This window comes from Streptomyces krungchingensis (assembly GCF_054729265.1).
Map to the genome: position 1 here is coordinate 5,635,849 of NZ_JBPUKY010000001.1, position 17,163 is coordinate 5,653,011.

A 17,163-nucleotide genomic window follows, 5' to 3' on the forward strand; every position below is an offset into this window, starting at 1 on the left:
CGGGAAATTTCCCGCCGGGTGTCATCCGGCGTACGGGCCGACGGAGTTTGGAGGAGTGGAGAGGCGCCCTCCGCACCGTTTCACCGCCGCACGTTCCTCATATCGCAAGGAGAGTCCGTCCATGACACGGATGCAGAAGTACCTGGCCGCGACCGCCGTGGCCGTCGCGCTGGTCGGGGCGCCCACGGTGTCGTACGCCGTCTCGCAGGGGAAGGCGGCGTCCGGCACCTCCACCCACTCCGCGGCGCGGACCGAACGCGCCACCGCCGTCCGGCCGGTCGCCGAGGCCGCCGCCAGGAAGGTGCCCACCGCCCGGATCGTCGCCCCCGGCGAGCACGTCGCCGTGGACGGCGGCGCGGAGATCTGGCTCACGGCGGAGGGCAAGCACTGGACGACGGCCGGCGACCCCGAGCCGCAGTTCCGCAGTGTCGTCGACGGCAACGTCGACCTGACCCGGCCGGGTGTGTCGATGCAGGCCGAAGGCGATGCCGAGGGCCGCTACTTCCTCTCCGGTCTCTACTACGGCGGCAAGGGCACCGCGTCCCGCGTCACCGTCGAGACCAAGGCCGGCACCGTGCACGGCAAGCTGCTGGAGCTCGCGGGCAAGCCCGGCTGGGGCGTCTGGTACGCCACCGCCCGGACCCCGGCCGACGGCAAGGGCGACCCCGACTTCCTCGGCAACGTCACCGTCCGCGACACCAAGGGCCGGATCTACGCCCAGCTGAAGTGAGCCCGGTGGTGCGGGAGAGCCGGGTTGTTCAGGTCTCGGCTCCCCCGCACCGCCTCCACCTCCACCTACCCGACACCGAGGGACCGCCGGCCGTGCCGCTCACCCCCACCGACGCCTCCCAGGACTCCGCCGACGACGGCGACTTCGCCGCGTACGCGACCGCGGCCTGGCCCCGCCTGGTCCGCACCGCGCACATGCTCACCGGCGACTTTCACGAGGCCGAGGATCTCGTCCAGACCACGCTGGCCAAGGTGTACGCGCGCTGGCGGCGCATCCCCCGCGACGACGTCGACTTCTACGTGCGCCGCTCACTGGTCAACAACAACCTCAGCCGGGTGCGCAAGAGACGTGTCGTGCAGCTGCTGATGCCGTTCCTGCCCGAGCGGGTGGACGAGAGCGAGCCCGGCCACGCGGAGGCCGTCGCCCAGCGAGCGGCCCTGGACGAGGCGCTCGCGGCCCTGTCGGCGCGGCAGCGCGCCGTGATGGTGCTGCGCTACTGGGAGGACCTCGGCGAGGCCGAGACGGCCCAGCTCCTCGGCTGCTCGGTCGGCACCGTCAAGACCCATGCCCGGCGTGGCCTGGAGGCCCTGCGGGCCCACCCCCTGTTCGACGGCCGACACCCCGTTTCCGGAGCCCGCCCATGAACCACCCGTTCCGTTCACCGCCCCCGCCGGCCGAGGCCGAGCGGCTGCGCGAGGTGTTCGCCGAAGCCGCCTACGACGTCACCCCTTCCATGGTTCCGCTGGCCGCCATCGAACGCGAGGGCCGGCGGCGCAGACGGCGGCGGGGGACCGCCGTGCTCGCGGCGGCCTGCGGTGTGCTGCTGGTTCCGCTGGCCGTGGTGGTCCTCCACACGGGTGCGGCCGGCGAGCCGGCCGGTCCCAGCAGCAGCGTGCGCCCGCCCTCCCCGACGGCCGGCACGGCGAGCCCCTCGCCCTCGGCGCCCGCCGGGAAGGTGCGCGTGGTGGCGCCCGGCGAGCGCGTGACGGTCGCGCCCGGCACCAAGATCTGGCTCACCGAGGACGGCAAGCACTGGACGGAACCGGACGCGCCCGGTCCCCAGTTCCGCAGCGTCAGTGACGGCAACCTCGACCTGAGCGACCCCGGCATCAGCCTCCAGGAGTCGGGACAGGGCGACGGCTACTTCCTCTCCGGCATCTTCCACGGCCCGGGAGAACCGGCCCGCGTCACGGTCACCACGTCCGCGGGCGACGTCGACGGCACCGCCCTCGTCCTCGCGGGCAAGCCCGGCTGGGGCGTCTGGTACGCGCGGGTGAAGGTACCGAAGTCCGCCACGCCCGACGGCACCATGACCGGGGTCACCGAGCGGGTCACGGTCCACGACTCGGCGGGCCGGGTCGTCGCGACCCAGGACTTCACCCCGTGAGCGCCCCGGACACCAGGCGCACGGCCGCCGCCTCCGGCGTTCTCCCGGCCGCCTTCACCGGCGGCGCCGGGACCCGCACCCCGGGGCGGACCAGGTACGACGCCGGCCGCGCCCATCGCCCGGGGCCTCTCCCGCCACGGGCACGCGCCCCGTACGGCCCGGTTGCCCGCCGGGGCCGGCGACCTCGCCGTACGCGGCACCACACAGGTGCGTGACCTGCTGGAACAGTCGTCCCCGGGGGTGGCCCGCACCCCCGTGCCGGCCGCCCCGGCGGGGGGCCGTGGCCCGGTGCCGTGACCGGAAGGTTCGCGCGATCGAGACCTTCACGGCTCTTCCGTCGCCGTGCGGCACGGCCATACTGGAAGCACGATGACGAAATCCTCCGCGCCCAGGCGCCACCTGCCCACCAGCCCCTTCGCCGCCCCGGTCGTCCCCGTGGCCAAGGAATTCAGCCTCGGAGACCGCGTCTCCCACGACCAGTACGGCCTGGGCACGATCGTCGGCGCCGAAGAGGGCATCGCGATGCTCGTCGACTTCGGTGCCCAGCGGGTTCGCGTCCTCAGCCCGTACGGCCGGATGGACCGGCTCTGACCCGCCCCACGAACGGCCCACACCGCTAGCCGCCCACCAGGCCGGGACCCACGCTGGACGCATGACTGCCCCGGCGCGTGACGATCTGCCCTTCGACGACCTCACCGACTTCGAGAACGCCGACCGGGGATTCATCGCGGCGCTCGTGCCGGGCGTCGTGCGGGACGCCGACGGCGGGGTCGTGCACGACGCGGACGCCTACGCGTTCCTGGAGGACGACTGCCCGGACACGGCGCACCCCAGCCTGTGGCGGCAGGCCCGGCTGTGCGCCCGGCAGGGCCTGTACGAGGTGACCGAGGGCGTCTACCAGGTCCGCGGCCTCGACCTGTCGAACATGACCCTCGTCGAGGGCAGCCGGGGCGTGATCGTCGTCGACCCGCTGATCTCCGCCGAGTGCGCCGCGGCGGCCCTGGCGCTGTACCGGGAGCACCGCGGGCAGCGGCCCGTCACGGGACTGATCTACACCCACTCGCACGTCGACCACTTCGGAGGCGCCCGCGGGGTGCTGCCGCACGGCACCGAGGACGGGGTGCCCGTGCTCGCCCCCGAGCACTTCCTGGAGCACGCGGTCAGCGAGAACGTCTACGCCGGCAACGCGATGCTGCGGCGCGCCACCTTCGTGTACGGGTCGTGGCTGCCGACGGGACCGCGGGGACAGATCGGTACCGGCCTCGGCACCACCACCTCCACCGGCACCGTCGGCCTGGTCGCGCCGACCGTGGACATCACCCGCACCGGCCAGACCGAGGTCGTCGACGGCGTACGGATCGTCTTCCAGCCGACGCCCGGCACCGAGGCGCCCGCCGAGATGAACTTCCTGCTGTCCGAGCAGCGCGCCCTGTGCATGGCCGAGAACGCCTGCCACACCCTGCACAACGTGGTCACCCTGCGCGGCGCCCCGGTCCGCGACGCCCGCGTCTGGGCCCGCTACCTCGACGAGGCGATCGACGTCTTCGGCGACACCTACGACGTCGGCTTCGCCTCCCACCACTGGCCGACCTGGGGACGGGACAACGTCGTCAGGTTCCTCGGCGAGCAGCGCGACCTGTACGCCTACCTGCACGACCAGACGCTCCGCCTCCTCAACGAAGGCCTCACCGGCACCGAGATCGCCGAGGAACTGCGCCTGCCGCCCGCCCTGGAGACCGCCTGGCACGCCCGCGGCTACTACGGCTCCGTCAGCCACAACGTCAAAGCCGTCTACCAGCGCTACATGGGCTGGTACGACGGCAACCCCGCCCACCTGTGGGAGCACCCGCCCGTCGAACTCGCCCGGCGCTACGTCGACGTGGCGGGCGGCCCGGAGCAGACGCTGGCCAAGGCCCGTACGTACGCCGAAGCGGGCGACCTGCGCTTCGCCGCCACCCTGCTGCTCCATGCCGTCTTCGCCGACCCGGAGAACACGGCCGCCAAGGAGGAGCTCGCCACCGTCTACGAGCGCCTCGGGCACGGCGCCGAGAACGGGCCCTGGCGCAACATCTACCTGACGGGCGCCCTGGAGCTGCGGGAGGGCCCGGCCGCCAACGAGGTCGACACCTCGGGCACCGAGATGGCGTCCGCGCTGACCGTGAGCATGCTCCTCGACTCGCTCGCCGTCCGCATCGACGGCCCACGGGCCTGGAACGACCACATGACCCTCGACCTCGTCGTCATCGACGAGCAGCGCCGCCACCGGGTCAACCTGCACCACGGCGCCCTGACGCACCGTGACATGCCGGTCCACCACACCCCGAAACCGCACGCCGGCCTCACCCTGATCCTCACCCGCCCCGAACTGATCGGCGTCCTCGCGGGCGAGGGCCTGGCGGGCATCGAGACGGACGGCGACCCGGAGCTCCTGACCCGCCTGCTCTCCTACACCTCGGACCCCGACAGGGCCTTCCCGATCGTCACACCGTAGGAACCGGCCCTCGGACACGGCCCGAACACACCCCTGGACGCGGGCGGTTCCCCCTGACTCCCCTGACGGGCCGACTTCCTGCCGTGAGAGGGCGATCCGAGGTGCCCCGGTCGGCGCTGGCGCCGGATGCGCTGCAACAGCGGTAGTCCGGCGCGGACGCGGCCGTGCGGCGGCCGTCGTGGGGCCGGCCCGATCGGGGGATCGGGCCGGCCCCACGTCCTCGTGCGGGGCGGTGTCAGCCCTGGGTGGGGGCGGGGGACTTGCCGGCGAGGACGTCGCTCAGGCGGGACGCGCCCGCCTGGACGGCCTGGGTCGTGGAGTTGCTCTCGGCGCCCTGGAGGCCGCCGTTGGTCAGGGACAGCGCGCTGTCGCCGACGCGGACGGCGGCGTAGTCCAGGGTCAGGGTGGTCGGTTCGCCCTCCATCGAGCCGTTCATCGTGATCTGGAGGCCCTGACGGGCGTCGGCGACACCGGGCAGGGACATCTCGATGACCTGGACGGTCTGCTTGCCGCCCTTGGCGTCGACCGCCGTGAACTGGTCGCACTTGTCCGGCAGGGTGCCCAGCCACTTCAGGTTCGCGTCCACCTCCGACTGCCCGTAGGAGGCCACCTGGTAGCGCATCTGCCCGTCGTTGTCGCTGTCGTCGAAGCCGGTGTTCGCGTGGGCGCCCGTCGGAGCGCCGAGCAGGTTCTCCGCGTACAGGCCGTCGAGCAGCTTCTGGCAGTCGGCGGCGTTGCCCTTGTTCGTGACGAACGACTGCTGGTCGACCTTGCTCTTGAGCAGCGTGTCCCGCCAGGCCGCGGCGCCCTTCGACGTGGTCCACTGCGACCCCAGGTCGCTGTTGGTGATCAGAGCGGCCTGTGCCTCCGACTGGCTGAGCGTGCGCGCGGAGGGCGAGGCGCCCGGAGACTCCTTGCCGCTCGGGGAGGCGGAGGCGCCCGTGCCGCCGGAGTCGTCGCTCGAACACGCGGCGGTCGCCAGCAGCAGGCCCGCTGCCAGGGCGGAGCCGAGGACGCGGGAGGAGCGGTGGCGGGCGGAGGCGGTGCGACGGGTCGGACGGTTCATGGCGGGAGGCCTCCGGAGGACGCGGTGTGTGTCCCCTCCACGCCACCACCGGCCAGGCACTCCCACCAGCGCACCGGGCCGTCCGGGTGAGCCGCCGGAGCGGCCGCGGTCAGACCGCGAGTACGGCCCTGACCGTCTTGCCGCCGAAGCCGGTGCTGACGACCTCCAGGCTGTGGGCGAGCTGCTGGACCATGGCGAGCCCGCGCCCGCTCTCCGACTCGGTGTCGAGCACGCCGACGCGCGGCCGGCCGGGGCTGTCGTCGTGGACCTCGACGGTCACGTGCCCGTAGCCCAGCTGCAGACGCAGCCGGCAGCCGGTGCGGCCGTGCCGTACGGCGTTGGCGACGAGCTCCGAGGCGATGAGCGTGGCGTCGTCGACCTGGTCGGCGGTCGGCGGCGCCATCGGTGGCCGGGGCACGGTGAGGAACGCCGACGTCAGCCTGCGGGCCCTGCCCGCCGAGACGGCCGCACGCGGCAGTGCGTACTCCACGCGGGCGGTCGGTCGGACGGTGCGCTGGTGCGCACGCATGACGGACACCTCTCTTCCCCTCCCAGGACGACGAGCACCCGGCGGCTCCATCCCCGCCGGCCGGGACCCGCGCGACACGGTGCGCGGCCGGTCCTGCCTCCGGGTGATGCCCATCCCCGGAGATCCGCAACCGGCGTCGTACGTCACAAACCCGCCAAGTGCCTCCTCGGCGAACCACCGGTATGAGTCGCGCATGTCTGGAAAGGTGTGGCGCATGCCGACCCTTCAGAGAAAGCTGCTAGGTCTGCTCCCCCGGATAGGGGTGCGGGTGCTGGATCTCGGTTCGGGCGCCGCGGTGCTGTACCGGCGCGGTGAACGCACCCGCGTGCCGATGGGCCGGGGAGCCGATCTGGTGCTGCGCGGCAGGGCCGAGGGGTGGAAGAGCGTGCCGCTCGGCGACAGCGGGGCGCGCCTCGTCCTCGACGAGACGCGGGCGGCGGCCGACGAGCGCCGGTTCCAGCTGGCGGCCGCGTCCTACCTGTGCGGCCAGCACGTCACCGCGCTCCTCGACCGCTACGAGGTGAACTGCGTCTTCGACGTGGGCGCCAACGCGGGCCAGTACGGACGGCAGTTGCGCCGCCTCGGCTACACCGGCCGGATCGTCTCCTTCGAACCGACGGCGGAGGCCTTCGCCAAGCTGAGCGAGGCCGCCGAGGAGGACCCCGACTGGTGGGTGTACCAGGTCGGCCTGGGGCGCGAGGACGCCACCCGGTCCATCCATGTCGGCTGGAACACGATGAACTCCCTCCTCCCGCCCAGCGATTACGGCAAGGACCGCTACAAGCGGTTCGCGAGGACCCGTACCGAGGAGATCGAGATCCGTCGTCTCGACGGCATGATGGACAAGGCGCTCGCGGGACTCGGCGACCCCCGTCCCTATCTGAAGATGGACACCCAGGGGTACGACCTGGAGGTGTTCGCGGGCGCGGGCGACCGTGCCGGCGAGTTCGTCGGGATGCAGTCCGAGGTCGCGACGCTGCGGCTGTACGAGGGCAGTCCGCGCATGGGCGAGGCGATCGCCGTGTACGAGGGCAGCGGCTTCGAGATCACCGGCATGTACCCGGTGTCCCGGGAGGCGGCCACCGGGCGCGTGGTGGAGTTCGACTGCGTGATGGTGCGCGCGGCGGCGGTACCGGACGCCGCGGCCTGATCCGACCTGATCCGAACGAAACCCTCTGGCGCCCTGCATGGGTGAGGACGGTCGACTCCTGCGTCCGGGGCGTGTCCCGGTGACTACGCCGGATACGCGTGCGTCTGCGCGGCCTTCACCGTCGCCCAGACCGGCGCACCGGGGCGGAGGTCGAGTTCCGCGGCGGCGACCGTCGTCAGGTCGGCGGCGAGCGGGAGTTCGCCGGTGAGGTCCGCGCGGATCTGGTCGCCGTGCGTCTCCAGCCCGCCGACACGGCACTGCCACAGATTGCGGGCGCTGGAGCCGGTGGGGCGGTCGCGGTGCAGGGTGACGGCGCTCGGCGGGAACGCCACGAACACCGGTCCGCCGAGGTCCTCGGTCGTGGTGATCTCCGGGCCCGCGTCGAGCCGCACGGTGTGGCCCTCGGCCTGCCCGCGGTAGAGATTGAGACCGACCAGCTCGGCGATGTAGTCGGTGCGCGGATGACGGGCGATGTCGGACGGTGTCCCCTCCTGGACCACCCGGCCGTGCTCGACGACGACGAGCCGGTCGGCCAGCACCATCGCGTCCAGCGGGTCGTGGGTGACCAGGACGGCGACGGCCTCGAAGTCGGCCAGGTGGCGCCGGAGCTGGGCGCGCACCTCCAGCCGCGTACGGGCGTCGAGCGCGGCGAGCGGCTCGTCCAGCAGGAGCAGCCGTGGGCGGGTGGCCAGCGCGCGGGCCAGGGCGACGCGCTGGGCCTGACCGCCGGACAGGCGGCGCGGCTTGGCGCCGGCGTGGTCGGCCAGGCCCATGCGGTCCAGCCAGGCGGCGGCCTGGGCCCGCGCCTCCGCCTTCGGCACGCCCTGACAGCGGGGCCCGAAGGCCACGTTGTCGAGCGCGGACAGGTGCGGGAAGAGCAGGTAGTCCTGGAAGACGACGCCCACCGGGCGCGATTCGGTCGGCGTACGGTCCAGCGCGGCACCGTCGAGCCGCAGTCGTCCCCCGTCGGACAGCGGGGTGAGTCCGGCCAGCGCGCGCAGTGCCGTGGTCTTGCCGGCGCCGTTCGGCCCGAGGAGCGCGACGACGTCGCCGGGGGCGGCGGTGAGCGCCACGTCGAGGTGGAAGGACCCGCGGTGCACGACGAGCCGGGCGTCGAGGCCCTTGCCGGTGCCGGGGGCGTACTCCGGGCCGGAGCCGGAGCCGGAGCCGGAGCCGGAGCCCGGGGCGTACGCCTTGCCGGAGCCGGTGCCGTACCCCTTGCCGGTGCCGGCGTCGTACCCCTTGCCGGGGCCGGTGCCCTCGTCGTCCGCGGCAGGCGGTGTGTCCGTCATGGCGCCATCATCCGTCGTACGGTCCGTCATGACGCCGCCGTCATCCAGCGGTCCCGGAGTCCGGCGAGGACCGCGATGGACACCGCGAGCAGGACCAGGCTCAGCGCGATCGCGGCGGCCGGATCGCTCTGCAGCGCCAGGTACACGGCCAGCGGCATGGTCTGCGTACGGCCGGGGAAGTTGCCCGCGAAGGTGATCGTCGCGCCGAACTCGCCGAGTGCGCGGGCCCAGGCCAGTACGGAGCCCGCCGCGATCCCGGGCGCGATCAGCGGCAGCGTGACCCGGCGGAAGGCCGTGAAACGGGAGGCCCCCAGCGTCATGGCGGCCTCCTCGTAACGGGGATCGGCCGCCCGCAGCGTGCCCTCCACGCTGATGACGAGGAACGGCATCGCCACGAACGCCTCCGCGACGACCACACCGGCCGTGGTGAAGGGCAGCGTGATGCCGAAGGCCGACTCCAGCCACTGCCCGACGACGCCGTTGCGTCCGAGGGCCAGCAACAGGGCCACACCGCCCACCACGGGGGGCAGCACGAGCGGCAGGGTCACCAGCGCCCGGACGAACCCGCGCCCCGGGAAGTCCGTGCGGGCCAGCAGCCAGGCCAGCGGCACCCCGAGGACCAGGCTCACCGCGGTGGCCGCGGTGGCGGTGATCAGCGACAGCTGGAGCGCCTGCCAGACCTCCGGACTGGTCAGCTGCTCCGGCAGGCTGCCCCAGGGCGCCCTGACGAGCAGGGCGACCAGCGGGAGCAGCAGGAAGGCGAGGCCGACGAGGGCGGGCAGCAGCAGGGGGAGCGGGGCACCGCGCCGCGGGCCGGTCCCGGCGCGCCGCCGCGGCCCGTCCCCGCGGGTGCCGCCACCCGCGAGCACGTCGGCCGCGGCATCGGCCTTGCCCAGCTGCGTCACGGCTGGAGGAACCCGGCGGCGGTCAGCACCTTCTGGCCCTCGGCGGACTGCACGAGCTCGATGAACGCCTTGGCCGCGGCCGCGTTGGGCGCGTCCTTGAGCAGGGTGATCGGGTAGTCGTTGATGGCCTTGGCCGACTCGGGGAACTCCACGCCCTCCACCTTGTCACCCGCCGCCTTCACATCGGTCTTGTAGACGACGGCCGCGTCGGCCTCCTTCAGCTCGACCTTCGTCAGGGCGCTCTTGACGTCCTGCTCGTACGAGACCGGGGTGAGCTCGAGGCTGCTGGCGTCCAGCGCCTTCTGCGCGGCGGCGCCGCACGGCACCGTCTTGTCGCACAGGACCACCTTGAGGCCGGACTTGGTGAGGTCCTTCAGGGAGGCGACCTTGTCCGGGTTGCCGGGCAGGGTGGCGATCTCCAGCTGGTTGCGCACGAAGGTGGACGGGGTGCCGACCGCGTCGCCCTTGTCCGTCACGATCGCCATGGTCTTCGGGCTCGCGGCGGCGAAGACGTCCGCCGGGGCGCCGCCCGTGATGCTCGCGGCGAGCGTGTCGCTGCCGCCGAAGCTGAAGGTCACCTTCGTGCCCGGGTGCTCCTTCTCGAACTCCTTGCCGAGGGTCGTGAAGCTCTCCTTGAGGGAGGCGGCGGCGAAGACGGTGACCGTGCCGGAGAGCTTCGGGGAGGACGACGCGGACGAGCCGGACTTCGTGGAGTCCGAGCCGGAGTCGTCGGAGGAGGAGCAGGCGCTCAGGGCCAGCAGCGCGGCGGCACCGGCGGCTGCGACCTGCAGGGGTCGGGTGCGGTGGGTCCGGCGCGCGGATCGGGTCGTCACGGTTCTACTCCCTCGTGGCTTCAGGCAGGCATACGCAGATCATACTTACGCAGATACCAGTCGGAAGTCTCCTGTCGCATCGCATGAGCAATGTGATCGGCGATGGGATGTACGCATGTGCGTTTGTACGGGTCCTCCTGCCGGGTACGGTCCTCCGGGAGGTGGTGCCCGTGAGCCAGTCCGCGACCCAGCCACCCGCTCCCCCACTGGCGGAGCTCTCGCTGACCGGAGATCTCGCCCGGCCCGTCCGGCTGACGGTGCCCGACCTGCTGGCCTGGCCGCAGCACCGGGTCGGCGTCAGCTTCGAGTGCGCCACCAGCGGTGTGCAGCACCACCGTTTCGCGGGCCCGCTGCTGCATGACGTGCTGCGGGACGCCGGGCCCGGCTTCGACCCGGCCCGCCGCAAGGACCGGCTGCGCTTCCTCATCGCGGTGACCGGGACGGACGGCCATCACGCCCTGCTCACGTGGGCCGAGATAGACCCCGACTTCGCGCACGCCCCCGTGCTGCTCGCGGTCGGCATCGACGACACCCCGCTCGACCGGGCCGGTCCGCAGCTGGTGCTGCCCCAGGACCGCTGCGGCGCGCGGCACATCAGCGGCATCAACGCGATCCGTGTGGACGGGCGTTACCCGTCCTGGGCGTAGCGCCCGGCTCCCGTCCCCCGTCGCTGCGGGGGACGGCGGCACCTCAGGTGCGGTCGATGTGCACGTTGGTCGACTTGACCCGCGCGGTGGCCTCCACGCCGACCTCCAGGCCGAGTTCCTCCACGGCCTCCCGGGTCAGCAGGGAGACCAGCCGGTGCGGGCCCGCCTGGATCTCGACCTGGGCCGCGACGTCGCCGAGTTTGACGGCGGTGACGATCCCCGGGAAGGCGTTGCGGACCGAGGTGTGGGAGGCGGTCCCGTCCTCCCCGCCGGTCTGCGCGAGTTCGACCGAGAAGGCCGCCAGGTCGCGCCCGTCGATGAGCCGCCGCCCGCCCTCGTCCCGGTGCGTGGGCACGCGCCCGGCGTCCGCCCATCGCCGGGCGGTGTCGGGGCTGACGCCGAGGAGCCGGGCTGCCTGGCCGATGGTGTAGGACTGCATGCGCGCCAACATATCCGCCGCTCCCACGGTCGGACGCGCACCGGGCCCCGTCCGACCCGGTGGCCGCCGGACGCAACCTCTGGCCCGGCTCGCGCCTCCTACCAGTCGTACGCGTGCCCGTCGTGCGCATCCCGGTCGTGGACCTTGCGTCGCGCGGAACCGGATGCCCTCAGAAGGAGCGTCAGTTGGCCCGTCCGCTGTCCCGCCGGAAGTTCATGGTCTACTCGCTGGCGGCGTCCACCTTGACCGTCGCGGCGCCGCTCGGCTGCGACGCGTCCTCGGCGGAGGGCGCCGAACCCTCCGGAGCGGGCACGGGCGGCCCGTCCGACGTGCTGGTGACCGGCACCGACGAGGAGATGCTCGTCCTGGAGGTCACCGCGGCCAACAGGGTCGTCGTACGGCTGCCGCGCGTCGAGGTCGGCCAGGGCATCACCACCGCCGTCGCCATGATGATCGCCGAGGAGCTGGACGCCCGGCTCGCCGACGTCGACATCCCGCTCGCCGACGCCCGCAAGGAAGGCAACCAGTACACCGGCGGCTCGAACTCCGTCTCGTCGCTGTACGACCCCGCCCGCGCCCTGGCCGCCACCGCCCGCGCCAAGCTGGTGACGGCCGCCGCCCGGCGGTGGCACCTCGCGCCGCGCCTGCTGCGCACCCGGGACACCATGGTCGTCGCCCCCGACGGACGCACCGCCACCTTCGGGTCCCTGACGGCGGCCGCCGCGGCGATCCACCGGCCCGCCGTGCCCGCCGAGCCGAAACCGGCGTCCCGGCACCGGGTGATCGGGCGGCCGACCACCCGTGTCGACGCGCGGGACATCGTCACCGGGAAGGCGACGTACGCCGGGGACCTCACGGTGGCCGGGGCGAAGCCGACCGTGGTGGCCCGGCCGCCGACCCTCGGCGGGAAGCTCGTCTCCGTCGACAGCCGGGCGGCCCGCGCGATGCCGGGCGTCCACGCGGTCGTCCGGGCCGCGGGCGGTGTCGCCGTCGTGGCCGACACCTTCCACCACGCGTTCCGGGCCAGGGACGCACTGCGCATCACCTGGGCGCCGGGCCCGCTCGCCGCCCTGTCCGACGACGCCGTCCGCGCCCGGCTCCGCGCGGCCGTCCCCCCGCTCGGCACGCCACTGCTCGGCACCCGCCAGGTGACGGGCGAGTTCGAGTTCGCCTTCGTCTCCCACGCCCCGATGGAGGTGCTGACCGCGGTCGCGGACGTGCGCGCGGACCGCGCCGAGATCTGGTTCTCCTCGCAGACGCCGACGGACGCGCGCGACACGATCGCCTCCGCGCTCGGGCTTCCGGGACCGAAGGTCAGGGTCCATGTGATGCGGGGCGGCGGCTCGTTCGGACGGCGCCTGAACTACGACGCCGCCGTGGAGGCGGCCCTCGTCTCCAAGGCCGCCGGCCGGCCGGTGAAGCTGATGTGGAGCCGCAACGACGACATCCGGCACGGCCGGATGCGCCCGGCCAGCCACCACCGCATCCGGGCCAGTCACGCCGGCGGCCGGGTGGTCGCGTTCACCCACATGACGGCGTCGGTGAGCGAGGTGTTCGAGGAGTCCGGCTTCGCGGTGCGGGCCGGGCGGTCCGGCGCGGTGCGCGCCGCCTCCCGCGGGCGGACGCCGGAGGCCGGCCCGCTGCCCAGCGACAGCGGCCTGTACAACTTCGGCCGCGTCAAAGGGGAATCCGGCTCCGTCGAACTCGCGATGCCGCTGGGCGCCTGGCGGTCGGTGGACTCCGGGACGATGCGCACCGCGGAGGAGATCGTCGTCGACGAGATCGCCGCGAGCCTGGGCGAGGACGCGGTCGCGTTCCGGCGCACGACGCTGCGGAACAAGGCGGTCCGGGCCGTCCTCGACAAGGTCGCGAGCGCCGGCCACTGGGGCCGCGCCCTGCCCCGGGGCAGGGCCCAGGGCGTGGCCGTGCACGAGGAGTACGGCTCCTGCGTGGCCTGCCTGGTGGAGATCGACGCCACCGACCCGGACGAACCGCGGGTGACCCACGTGGTGATGGCCGCCGACGTCGGAACGGCCGTCAACCCGCGCGGACTCGAGGCCCAGCTCATGGGCACCGCCGTCGACGGGATCTCCACGGTGCTGCGGGCCGGACTGCACATCGACCGGGGCGCCGTCCGCGAGGGCAGCTTCGCCGACTTCCACTACGCCCGCCAGCGGCACGCCCCGCTGCGCTTCGAGGCGCACATCATGCCCTCCACCGGCGCCCCCGGCGGCGCCGGTGAACTGGGCGTCCCGGCCGCGGCGGGTGCCGTGGCCAACGCCTACGCCCGCGCGACGGGCACCCGCCCCCGCCGCTTCCCCCTCACCTTCTGAGACGGTGCCGATGCCCTCCTACTCCTTCGTCCTCAACGGGAAGCCGGTCACCGTCGACGCGCCGGCCGACATGCCGCTGCTGTGGGTCCTGCGCGACCTGCTGCACGTCACCGGGCCCAAGTACGGCTGCGGGGTCGGGGTCTGCCGCGCCTGCACCAGCCACCTCGACGGCGCGGAGATCCAGCCCTGTGTCGTCCCGGTCGCGGACTGCCGGGGCCGCGAGGTCACCACGATCGAGGGGCTGGCCGACGGCGAGACGCTCCACCCGGTCCAGCAGGCCTGGATCGACCACGACGTCGCGCAGTGCGGCTTCTGCCAGCCCGGGCAGATCATGGCCGCGGTGGCCCTGCTGAAGCGGACGTCCAGCCCGACGGACGCCGACATCGACCGGATCGAGAACGTCTGCCGCTGCGGCACGTACTGCCGGATCCGCGAGGCGATCAAGAGCGTCGGCCCGGCTTCCTAGCGTCCGGGTTCGCGGCCCGCACACCCCTGGATCGCGGCCCGCGCACTCCTGTTCCGCGGCCCGCGCGCCGCCGCTCGGTGGCCCGCGCGCACCCCGACACGCCGTGCCCGCACCCCCATTGAGGTGCGCCGGGCCCCGGCGCCCCGCCCGCCCCGTCACCCGCGTGACCCGGATCACAGCGAAGGAGTGCATCGCGGGGCGGGGGCCAGTGTCTTTATCCCTGGTGCAGGGAGCTGGATCCCTGGCGGGGGAGCTGGCGAGAGCGGGGGACGATGCGGATGGAGCAGGCCCGGGCCGACGGGTTCGACGGGTTCGTGGCAGCCCGCTGGTCGGCGTTGTTCCATCTCGCGCGGCTGCTCGTCGGCGGCGACCGGCACCGGGCCGAGGACCTGCTCCAGGAGGCCCTCGTCAAACTCTGGTTCGTCTGGCCCAAGATCGCCGACGAGGCCCCGGAGGCGTACGTCCGCACGGTCCTGGCCCGCGCGGCGGCCCGCTCGGCGCGCCGCCGCTGGTGGGGCGAGAACCCCGTCGCGCAGGTCCCCGAACGGGCCGGGGACGGAGACGTGTCCGCCTCCGTGGTGGAGCGGTCGCGGCTGGAGGCGGCGCTGGCCCAGCTGCCGCCGCGGCAGCGCGCCGCGGTGGTGCTGCGCTACTACCAGGACCTGCCGGAGAAGCAGGTCGCGGAGGCGCTCGGGTGCCCGGTGGGCACGGCCCGGTCCCATGCGTCACGGGGTGTGGCGCGGCTGCGCCGGCTCCTGGCCGATGTCATCGAGCCGGTGGGGTGAAGGGGAGTCCGATGGATCACTTCGAGCGGGAGCTCGCGCGCATGATGCGCGACTCCCAGGAGCACGCCCCCTTCGAGTCACAGCACCAGGTCCGACTGCGGGACGGCGTCCGCGCCCGCCGCCGTGCACGCGCGGCCCGCAGGGCCGTGGGGTCCGTCCTGGCGGTCGCGGGGCTGGGCATCGGCCTGTTCCTGCTGCCCCGCGACCCCGGCCGGGACCAGCCGCAGGGCCCCGTCCCCCGGCCGATGACGAGTCCCTCGTACCCGTACACGACCCCGTCGCCGACGCCGGACGTGTCGCCGAGCGAGTCCCCCTCCTCGACCGCGACGAACACCGCGGGGCCCGATGAGGAGACCTCCGGACCGCCCCCGTCGGCGACGTCGACCGGCGGTTCGGCCACGGTGACCCCGGACCCGACGACGACCACGACCAAGGCCGTCACGCCACCGCCCTCGGCCACGAACCGGCCGAGCCCGCCGGTCAGTCCGACGACCACGCCCTCGACCGTCGAGTCGTCGGCGCTCGAAGGCTCGGCCGACCCCGGCTAGCGGCCGACACCTCCGCCTTCCGACCGCCGGCCCCGGCCTGCCGGCTCCCGACCTCCGGCCCGCCTTCGGGCCCCGACCCCTGACCGGCCCCCTTCCGTGATCGCGGCTGCGCCACCGACGACCCCGGCACGCTCCGCGACAGAAGACAGATACGGATCGATCGTGACAAAAGCAGGGACGACCGCCTTGACGGACCCCCTCATGAGCCGCCCCTCCGGGGACCGCCGGCACCCGGACCGCGGTGTCACGGACCGCCGCGACCGGGACGCCCGTCCCACGGACCGGCACCCGGACCGCCGCCCCACGGACGGGCTGCCGCTGCGCACGCCGGTGCCCGCGCACCACCGGGAGCCCGTCCTCGACGTCGTCGTCCCGGTGTTCAACGAGGAGAAGGACCTGGAGCCGAGCGTGCGGCGGCTGCACGCCCATCTGAGCGAGACGTTCCCGTACCCGTTCCGGATCACCGTCGCCGACAACGCCAGCACCGACGCGACCCCGCGGATCGCAGCCCGGCTGGCCGCCGAGCTGCCCGAGGCGGAGTGGCTGCGGCTGCCGGAGAAGGGCCGGGGTCGGGCGCTGCACACCGCGTGGTCGCGTTCGCCCGCCCCGGTGCTCGCCTATCTCGACGTGGACCTGTCCACCGACCTGTCGGCGCTGCTGCCGCTGGTGGCCCCGCTGATCTCCGGGCACTCCGACATCGCCATCGGCACCCGCCTGGCCCGCGGTTCGCGGGTGGTGCGCGGACCCAAGCGCGAGGTCATCTCCCGCTGTTACAACGTCCTGCTGCGCTCCACCCTCGCCGTCGGCTTCTCCGACGCGCAGTGCGGGTTCAAGGCGGTGCGACGTGACGTCGCCGAGCGGCTGCTGCCGCTGGTGGAGGACTCGGGCTGGTTCTTCGACACCGAACTGCTGGTGATCGCCGAGCGGGCCGGGCTGCGCATCCACGAGGTGCCCGTCGACTGGGTGGACGACCCCGACAGCCGCGTCGACATCGTCTCCACGGCACTGGCCGACCTGCGCGGCATCGCGCGGATCGGCCGGGCACTGGCCCGCGGCACACTGCCCACGTCCGGACTGCGCCGCAGCCCCGACGGGGAAGCGCGGGGCGCGCTGGCGGGCCAGTTGGCGCGTTTCGCCGCCGTGGGCGCGGTGAGCACCGCCGGCTACGTACTGCTGTACGCGCTGGTGCGCCCGGCGGCCGGGGCGCAGGCGGCCAACGCGCTGGCACTGCTGGTCTGCGCGCTGGCGAACACGGCCGCCAACCGGCGGCTCACCTTCGGGCTGCGCGGCCGGGGCGGCGCCGTCCGCCACCAGGCCAAGGGACTCCTGGTGTTCCTGGTGGGCCTGACCCTCACCGCGGGCTCGCTGGCCGCCCTGCACCGACTGGCGCCCGGGGCCGCGCACCTGACCGAGATCGTCGTGCTGGTCGCCGCCAACCTGGCCGCGACGCTGCTGCGTTTCCTGCTCTTCCGGGCCTGGGTGTTCCCCGTCCGCTCCCGCCGAGACCGGACGGGAGCCGAGGGCTCGTGAACCGCACCACGCAGACGGCCCCGCCCGTCACC

General features: G+C 73.8%; 18 protein-coding genes. 12 read left to right on the top strand and 6 right to left on the bottom strand.

Features of this window, described 5'->3' with window-relative positions:
* Window positions 1-121: 121 nt before the first annotated feature.
* The 5 genes from ACSYGO_RS24825 to ACSYGO_RS24845 all read left to right on the top strand — a co-directional run bounded on the left by ACSYGO_RS24825 (window position 122) and on the right by ACSYGO_RS24845 (window position 4,608).
* Window positions 122-730: a hypothetical protein gene (locus tag ACSYGO_RS24825; protein WP_460387683.1), complete on the top strand. Its 609-nt coding sequence runs from the start codon at window positions 122-124 to the stop codon at window positions 728-730.
* 92 nt (window positions 731-822) lie between these two features.
* Window positions 823-1,374 carry a SigE family RNA polymerase sigma factor gene (locus ACSYGO_RS24830; RefSeq protein WP_359489193.1) on the top strand — a complete coding sequence of 184 codons (552 nt, stop codon included), beginning with the start codon at window positions 823-825 and terminating at the stop codon, window positions 1,372-1,374.
* Window positions 1,371-2,117, top strand: a complete 747-nt coding sequence (locus ACSYGO_RS24835; protein WP_432186290.1) for a hypothetical protein — start codon at window positions 1,371-1,373, stop codon at window positions 2,115-2,117. Before ACSYGO_RS24830 ends, ACSYGO_RS24835 begins: the two co-directional genes overlap by 4 nt.
* A 369-nt stretch (window positions 2,118-2,486) precedes the next feature.
* Entirely contained in the window at window positions 2,487-2,708 is a 222-nt protein-coding gene (locus tag ACSYGO_RS24840) for a hypothetical protein (protein WP_095935547.1), read from the top strand.
* A gap of 61 nt (window positions 2,709-2,769) precedes the next feature.
* The gene (locus ACSYGO_RS24845; RefSeq protein WP_426676975.1) at window positions 2,770-4,608 is read left to right on the top strand and encodes an alkyl/aryl-sulfatase; all 1,839 of its coding nucleotides are present in this window, start codon (window positions 2,770-2,772) and stop codon (window positions 4,606-4,608) included.
* Between the two features lie 235 nt (window positions 4,609-4,843).
* On the opposite strand, the gene ACSYGO_RS24850 is transcribed toward ACSYGO_RS24845, so the two are convergent.
* Together ACSYGO_RS24850 and ACSYGO_RS24855 are read right to left on the bottom strand one after the other, a co-directional pair.
* Window positions 4,844-5,674: a hypothetical protein gene (locus tag ACSYGO_RS24850; protein WP_426676974.1), complete on the bottom strand. Its 831-nt coding sequence runs from the start codon at window positions 5,672-5,674 to the stop codon at window positions 4,844-4,846.
* Between the two features lie 109 nt (window positions 5,675-5,783).
* Window positions 5,784-6,203 carry an ATP-binding protein gene (locus tag ACSYGO_RS24855; protein ID WP_426676973.1) on the bottom strand — a complete coding sequence of 140 codons (420 nt, stop codon included), beginning with the start codon at window positions 6,201-6,203 and terminating at the stop codon, window positions 5,784-5,786.
* A 214-nt stretch (window positions 6,204-6,417) separates the two neighbouring features.
* Here ACSYGO_RS24855 and ACSYGO_RS24860 point away from each other — a divergent pair, with 214 nt between their 5' ends.
* A complete protein-coding gene (locus ACSYGO_RS24860; protein ID WP_432172912.1) occupies window positions 6,418-7,353 on the top strand; it encodes an FkbM family methyltransferase in 936 nt (311 codons plus the stop codon).
* An 83-nt stretch (window positions 7,354-7,436) separates the two neighbouring features.
* Here ACSYGO_RS24860 and ACSYGO_RS24865 read toward each other — a convergent pair whose 3' ends face one another.
* The 3 genes from ACSYGO_RS24865 to modA are packed head-to-tail and all read right to left on the bottom strand — an operon-like array spanning window position 7,437 to window position 10,383.
* A complete protein-coding gene (locus ACSYGO_RS24865) occupies window positions 7,437-8,645 on the bottom strand; it encodes an ABC transporter ATP-binding protein (protein ID WP_460387687.1) in 1,209 nt (402 codons plus the stop codon).
* Between the two features lie 26 nt (window positions 8,646-8,671).
* A complete protein-coding gene (locus tag ACSYGO_RS24870; RefSeq protein WP_432172914.1) occupies window positions 8,672-9,550 on the bottom strand; it encodes an ABC transporter permease in 879 nt (292 codons plus the stop codon).
* Window positions 9,547-10,383 (bottom strand): molybdate ABC transporter substrate-binding protein, encoded by an 837-nt coding sequence (modA, locus tag ACSYGO_RS24875; protein ID WP_432186295.1) that lies wholly within the window; start codon window positions 10,381-10,383, stop codon window positions 9,547-9,549. The genes ACSYGO_RS24870 and modA overlap by 4 nt, the downstream gene beginning before the upstream one ends.
* Before the next feature lie 170 nt (window positions 10,384-10,553).
* Here modA and ACSYGO_RS24880 point away from each other — a divergent pair, with 170 nt between their 5' ends.
* Window positions 10,554-11,030: a molybdopterin-dependent oxidoreductase gene (locus ACSYGO_RS24880; protein ID WP_432172915.1), complete on the top strand. Its 477-nt coding sequence runs from the start codon at window positions 10,554-10,556 to the stop codon at window positions 11,028-11,030.
* 43 nt (window positions 11,031-11,073) lie between these two features.
* Here the strand turns inward: ACSYGO_RS24880 and ACSYGO_RS24885 are convergent, their stop codons facing one another.
* Window positions 11,074-11,469, bottom strand: a complete 396-nt coding sequence (locus ACSYGO_RS24885) for a TOBE domain-containing protein (protein ID WP_345639938.1) — start codon at window positions 11,467-11,469, stop codon at window positions 11,074-11,076.
* Between the two features lie 215 nt (window positions 11,470-11,684).
* On the opposite strand from ACSYGO_RS24885, the gene ACSYGO_RS24890 reads away from it, so the two are divergent.
* The 5 genes from ACSYGO_RS24890 to ACSYGO_RS24910 all read left to right on the top strand — a co-directional run bounded on the left by ACSYGO_RS24890 (window position 11,685) and on the right by ACSYGO_RS24910 (window position 17,131).
* Window positions 11,685-13,802 (top strand): xanthine dehydrogenase family protein molybdopterin-binding subunit, encoded by a 2,118-nt coding sequence (locus tag ACSYGO_RS24890; protein ID WP_460389758.1) that lies wholly within the window; start codon window positions 11,685-11,687, stop codon window positions 13,800-13,802.
* Window positions 13,803-13,812: 10 nt separating this feature from the next.
* Window positions 13,813-14,268, top strand: a complete 456-nt coding sequence (locus ACSYGO_RS24895; protein WP_426676967.1) for a (2Fe-2S)-binding protein — start codon at window positions 13,813-13,815, stop codon at window positions 14,266-14,268.
* A gap of 278 nt (window positions 14,269-14,546) precedes the next feature.
* Complete coding sequence (locus tag ACSYGO_RS24900) at window positions 14,547-15,053, top strand: SigE family RNA polymerase sigma factor (protein ID WP_426676966.1); 507 nt, start codon at window positions 14,547-14,549, stop codon at window positions 15,051-15,053.
* 11 nt (window positions 15,054-15,064) lie between these two features.
* Complete coding sequence (locus ACSYGO_RS24905; protein WP_432172916.1) at window positions 15,065-15,601, top strand: hypothetical protein; 537 nt, start codon at window positions 15,065-15,067, stop codon at window positions 15,599-15,601.
* 201 nt (window positions 15,602-15,802) lie between these two features.
* A complete protein-coding gene (locus ACSYGO_RS24910; RefSeq protein WP_460387690.1) occupies window positions 15,803-17,131 on the top strand; it encodes a bifunctional glycosyltransferase family 2/GtrA family protein in 1,329 nt (442 codons plus the stop codon).
* The last annotated feature ends 32 nt before the right edge of the window (window positions 17,132-17,163 follow it).

Bases quoted from the DNA above. Each gene is read 5' to 3' on its own strand.
- ACSYGO_RS24825 (WP_460387683.1), top strand. From the start codon at position 122: ATGACACGGATGCAGAAGTACCTGGCCGCGACCGCCGTGGCCGTCGCG.
- ACSYGO_RS24835 (WP_432186290.1), top strand. From the start codon at position 1,371: ATGAACCACCCGTTCCGTTCACCGCCCCCGCCGGCCGAGGCCGAGCGG.
- ACSYGO_RS24840 (WP_095935547.1), top strand. From the start codon at position 2,487: ATGACGAAATCCTCCGCGCCCAGGCGCCACCTGCCCACCAGCCCCTTC.
- ACSYGO_RS24845 (WP_426676975.1), top strand. From the start codon at position 2,770: ATGACTGCCCCGGCGCGTGACGATCTGCCCTTCGACGACCTCACCGAC.
- ACSYGO_RS24850 (WP_426676974.1), bottom strand. From the start codon at position 5,674: ATGAACCGTCCGACCCGTCGCACCGCCTCCGCCCGCCACCGCTCCTCC.
- ACSYGO_RS24855 (WP_426676973.1), bottom strand. From the start codon at position 6,203: ATGCGTGCGCACCAGCGCACCGTCCGACCGACCGCCCGCGTGGAGTAC.
- ACSYGO_RS24860 (WP_432172912.1), top strand. From the start codon at position 6,418: ATGCCGACCCTTCAGAGAAAGCTGCTAGGTCTGCTCCCCCGGATAGGG.
- ACSYGO_RS24865 (WP_460387687.1), bottom strand. From the start codon at position 8,645: ATGACGGACACACCGCCTGCCGCGGACGACGAGGGCACCGGCCCCGGC.
- ACSYGO_RS24885 (WP_345639938.1), bottom strand. From the start codon at position 11,469: ATGCAGTCCTACACCATCGGCCAGGCAGCCCGGCTCCTCGGCGTCAGC.
- ACSYGO_RS24890 (WP_460389758.1), top strand. From the start codon at position 11,685: ATGGTCTACTCGCTGGCGGCGTCCACCTTGACCGTCGCGGCGCCGCTC.
- ACSYGO_RS24895 (WP_426676967.1), top strand. From the start codon at position 13,813: ATGCCCTCCTACTCCTTCGTCCTCAACGGGAAGCCGGTCACCGTCGAC.
- ACSYGO_RS24900 (WP_426676966.1), top strand. From the start codon at position 14,547: ATGGAGCAGGCCCGGGCCGACGGGTTCGACGGGTTCGTGGCAGCCCGC.
- ACSYGO_RS24905 (WP_432172916.1), top strand. From the start codon at position 15,065: ATGGATCACTTCGAGCGGGAGCTCGCGCGCATGATGCGCGACTCCCAG.
- ACSYGO_RS24910 (WP_460387690.1), top strand. From the start codon at position 15,803: ATGAGCCGCCCCTCCGGGGACCGCCGGCACCCGGACCGCGGTGTCACG.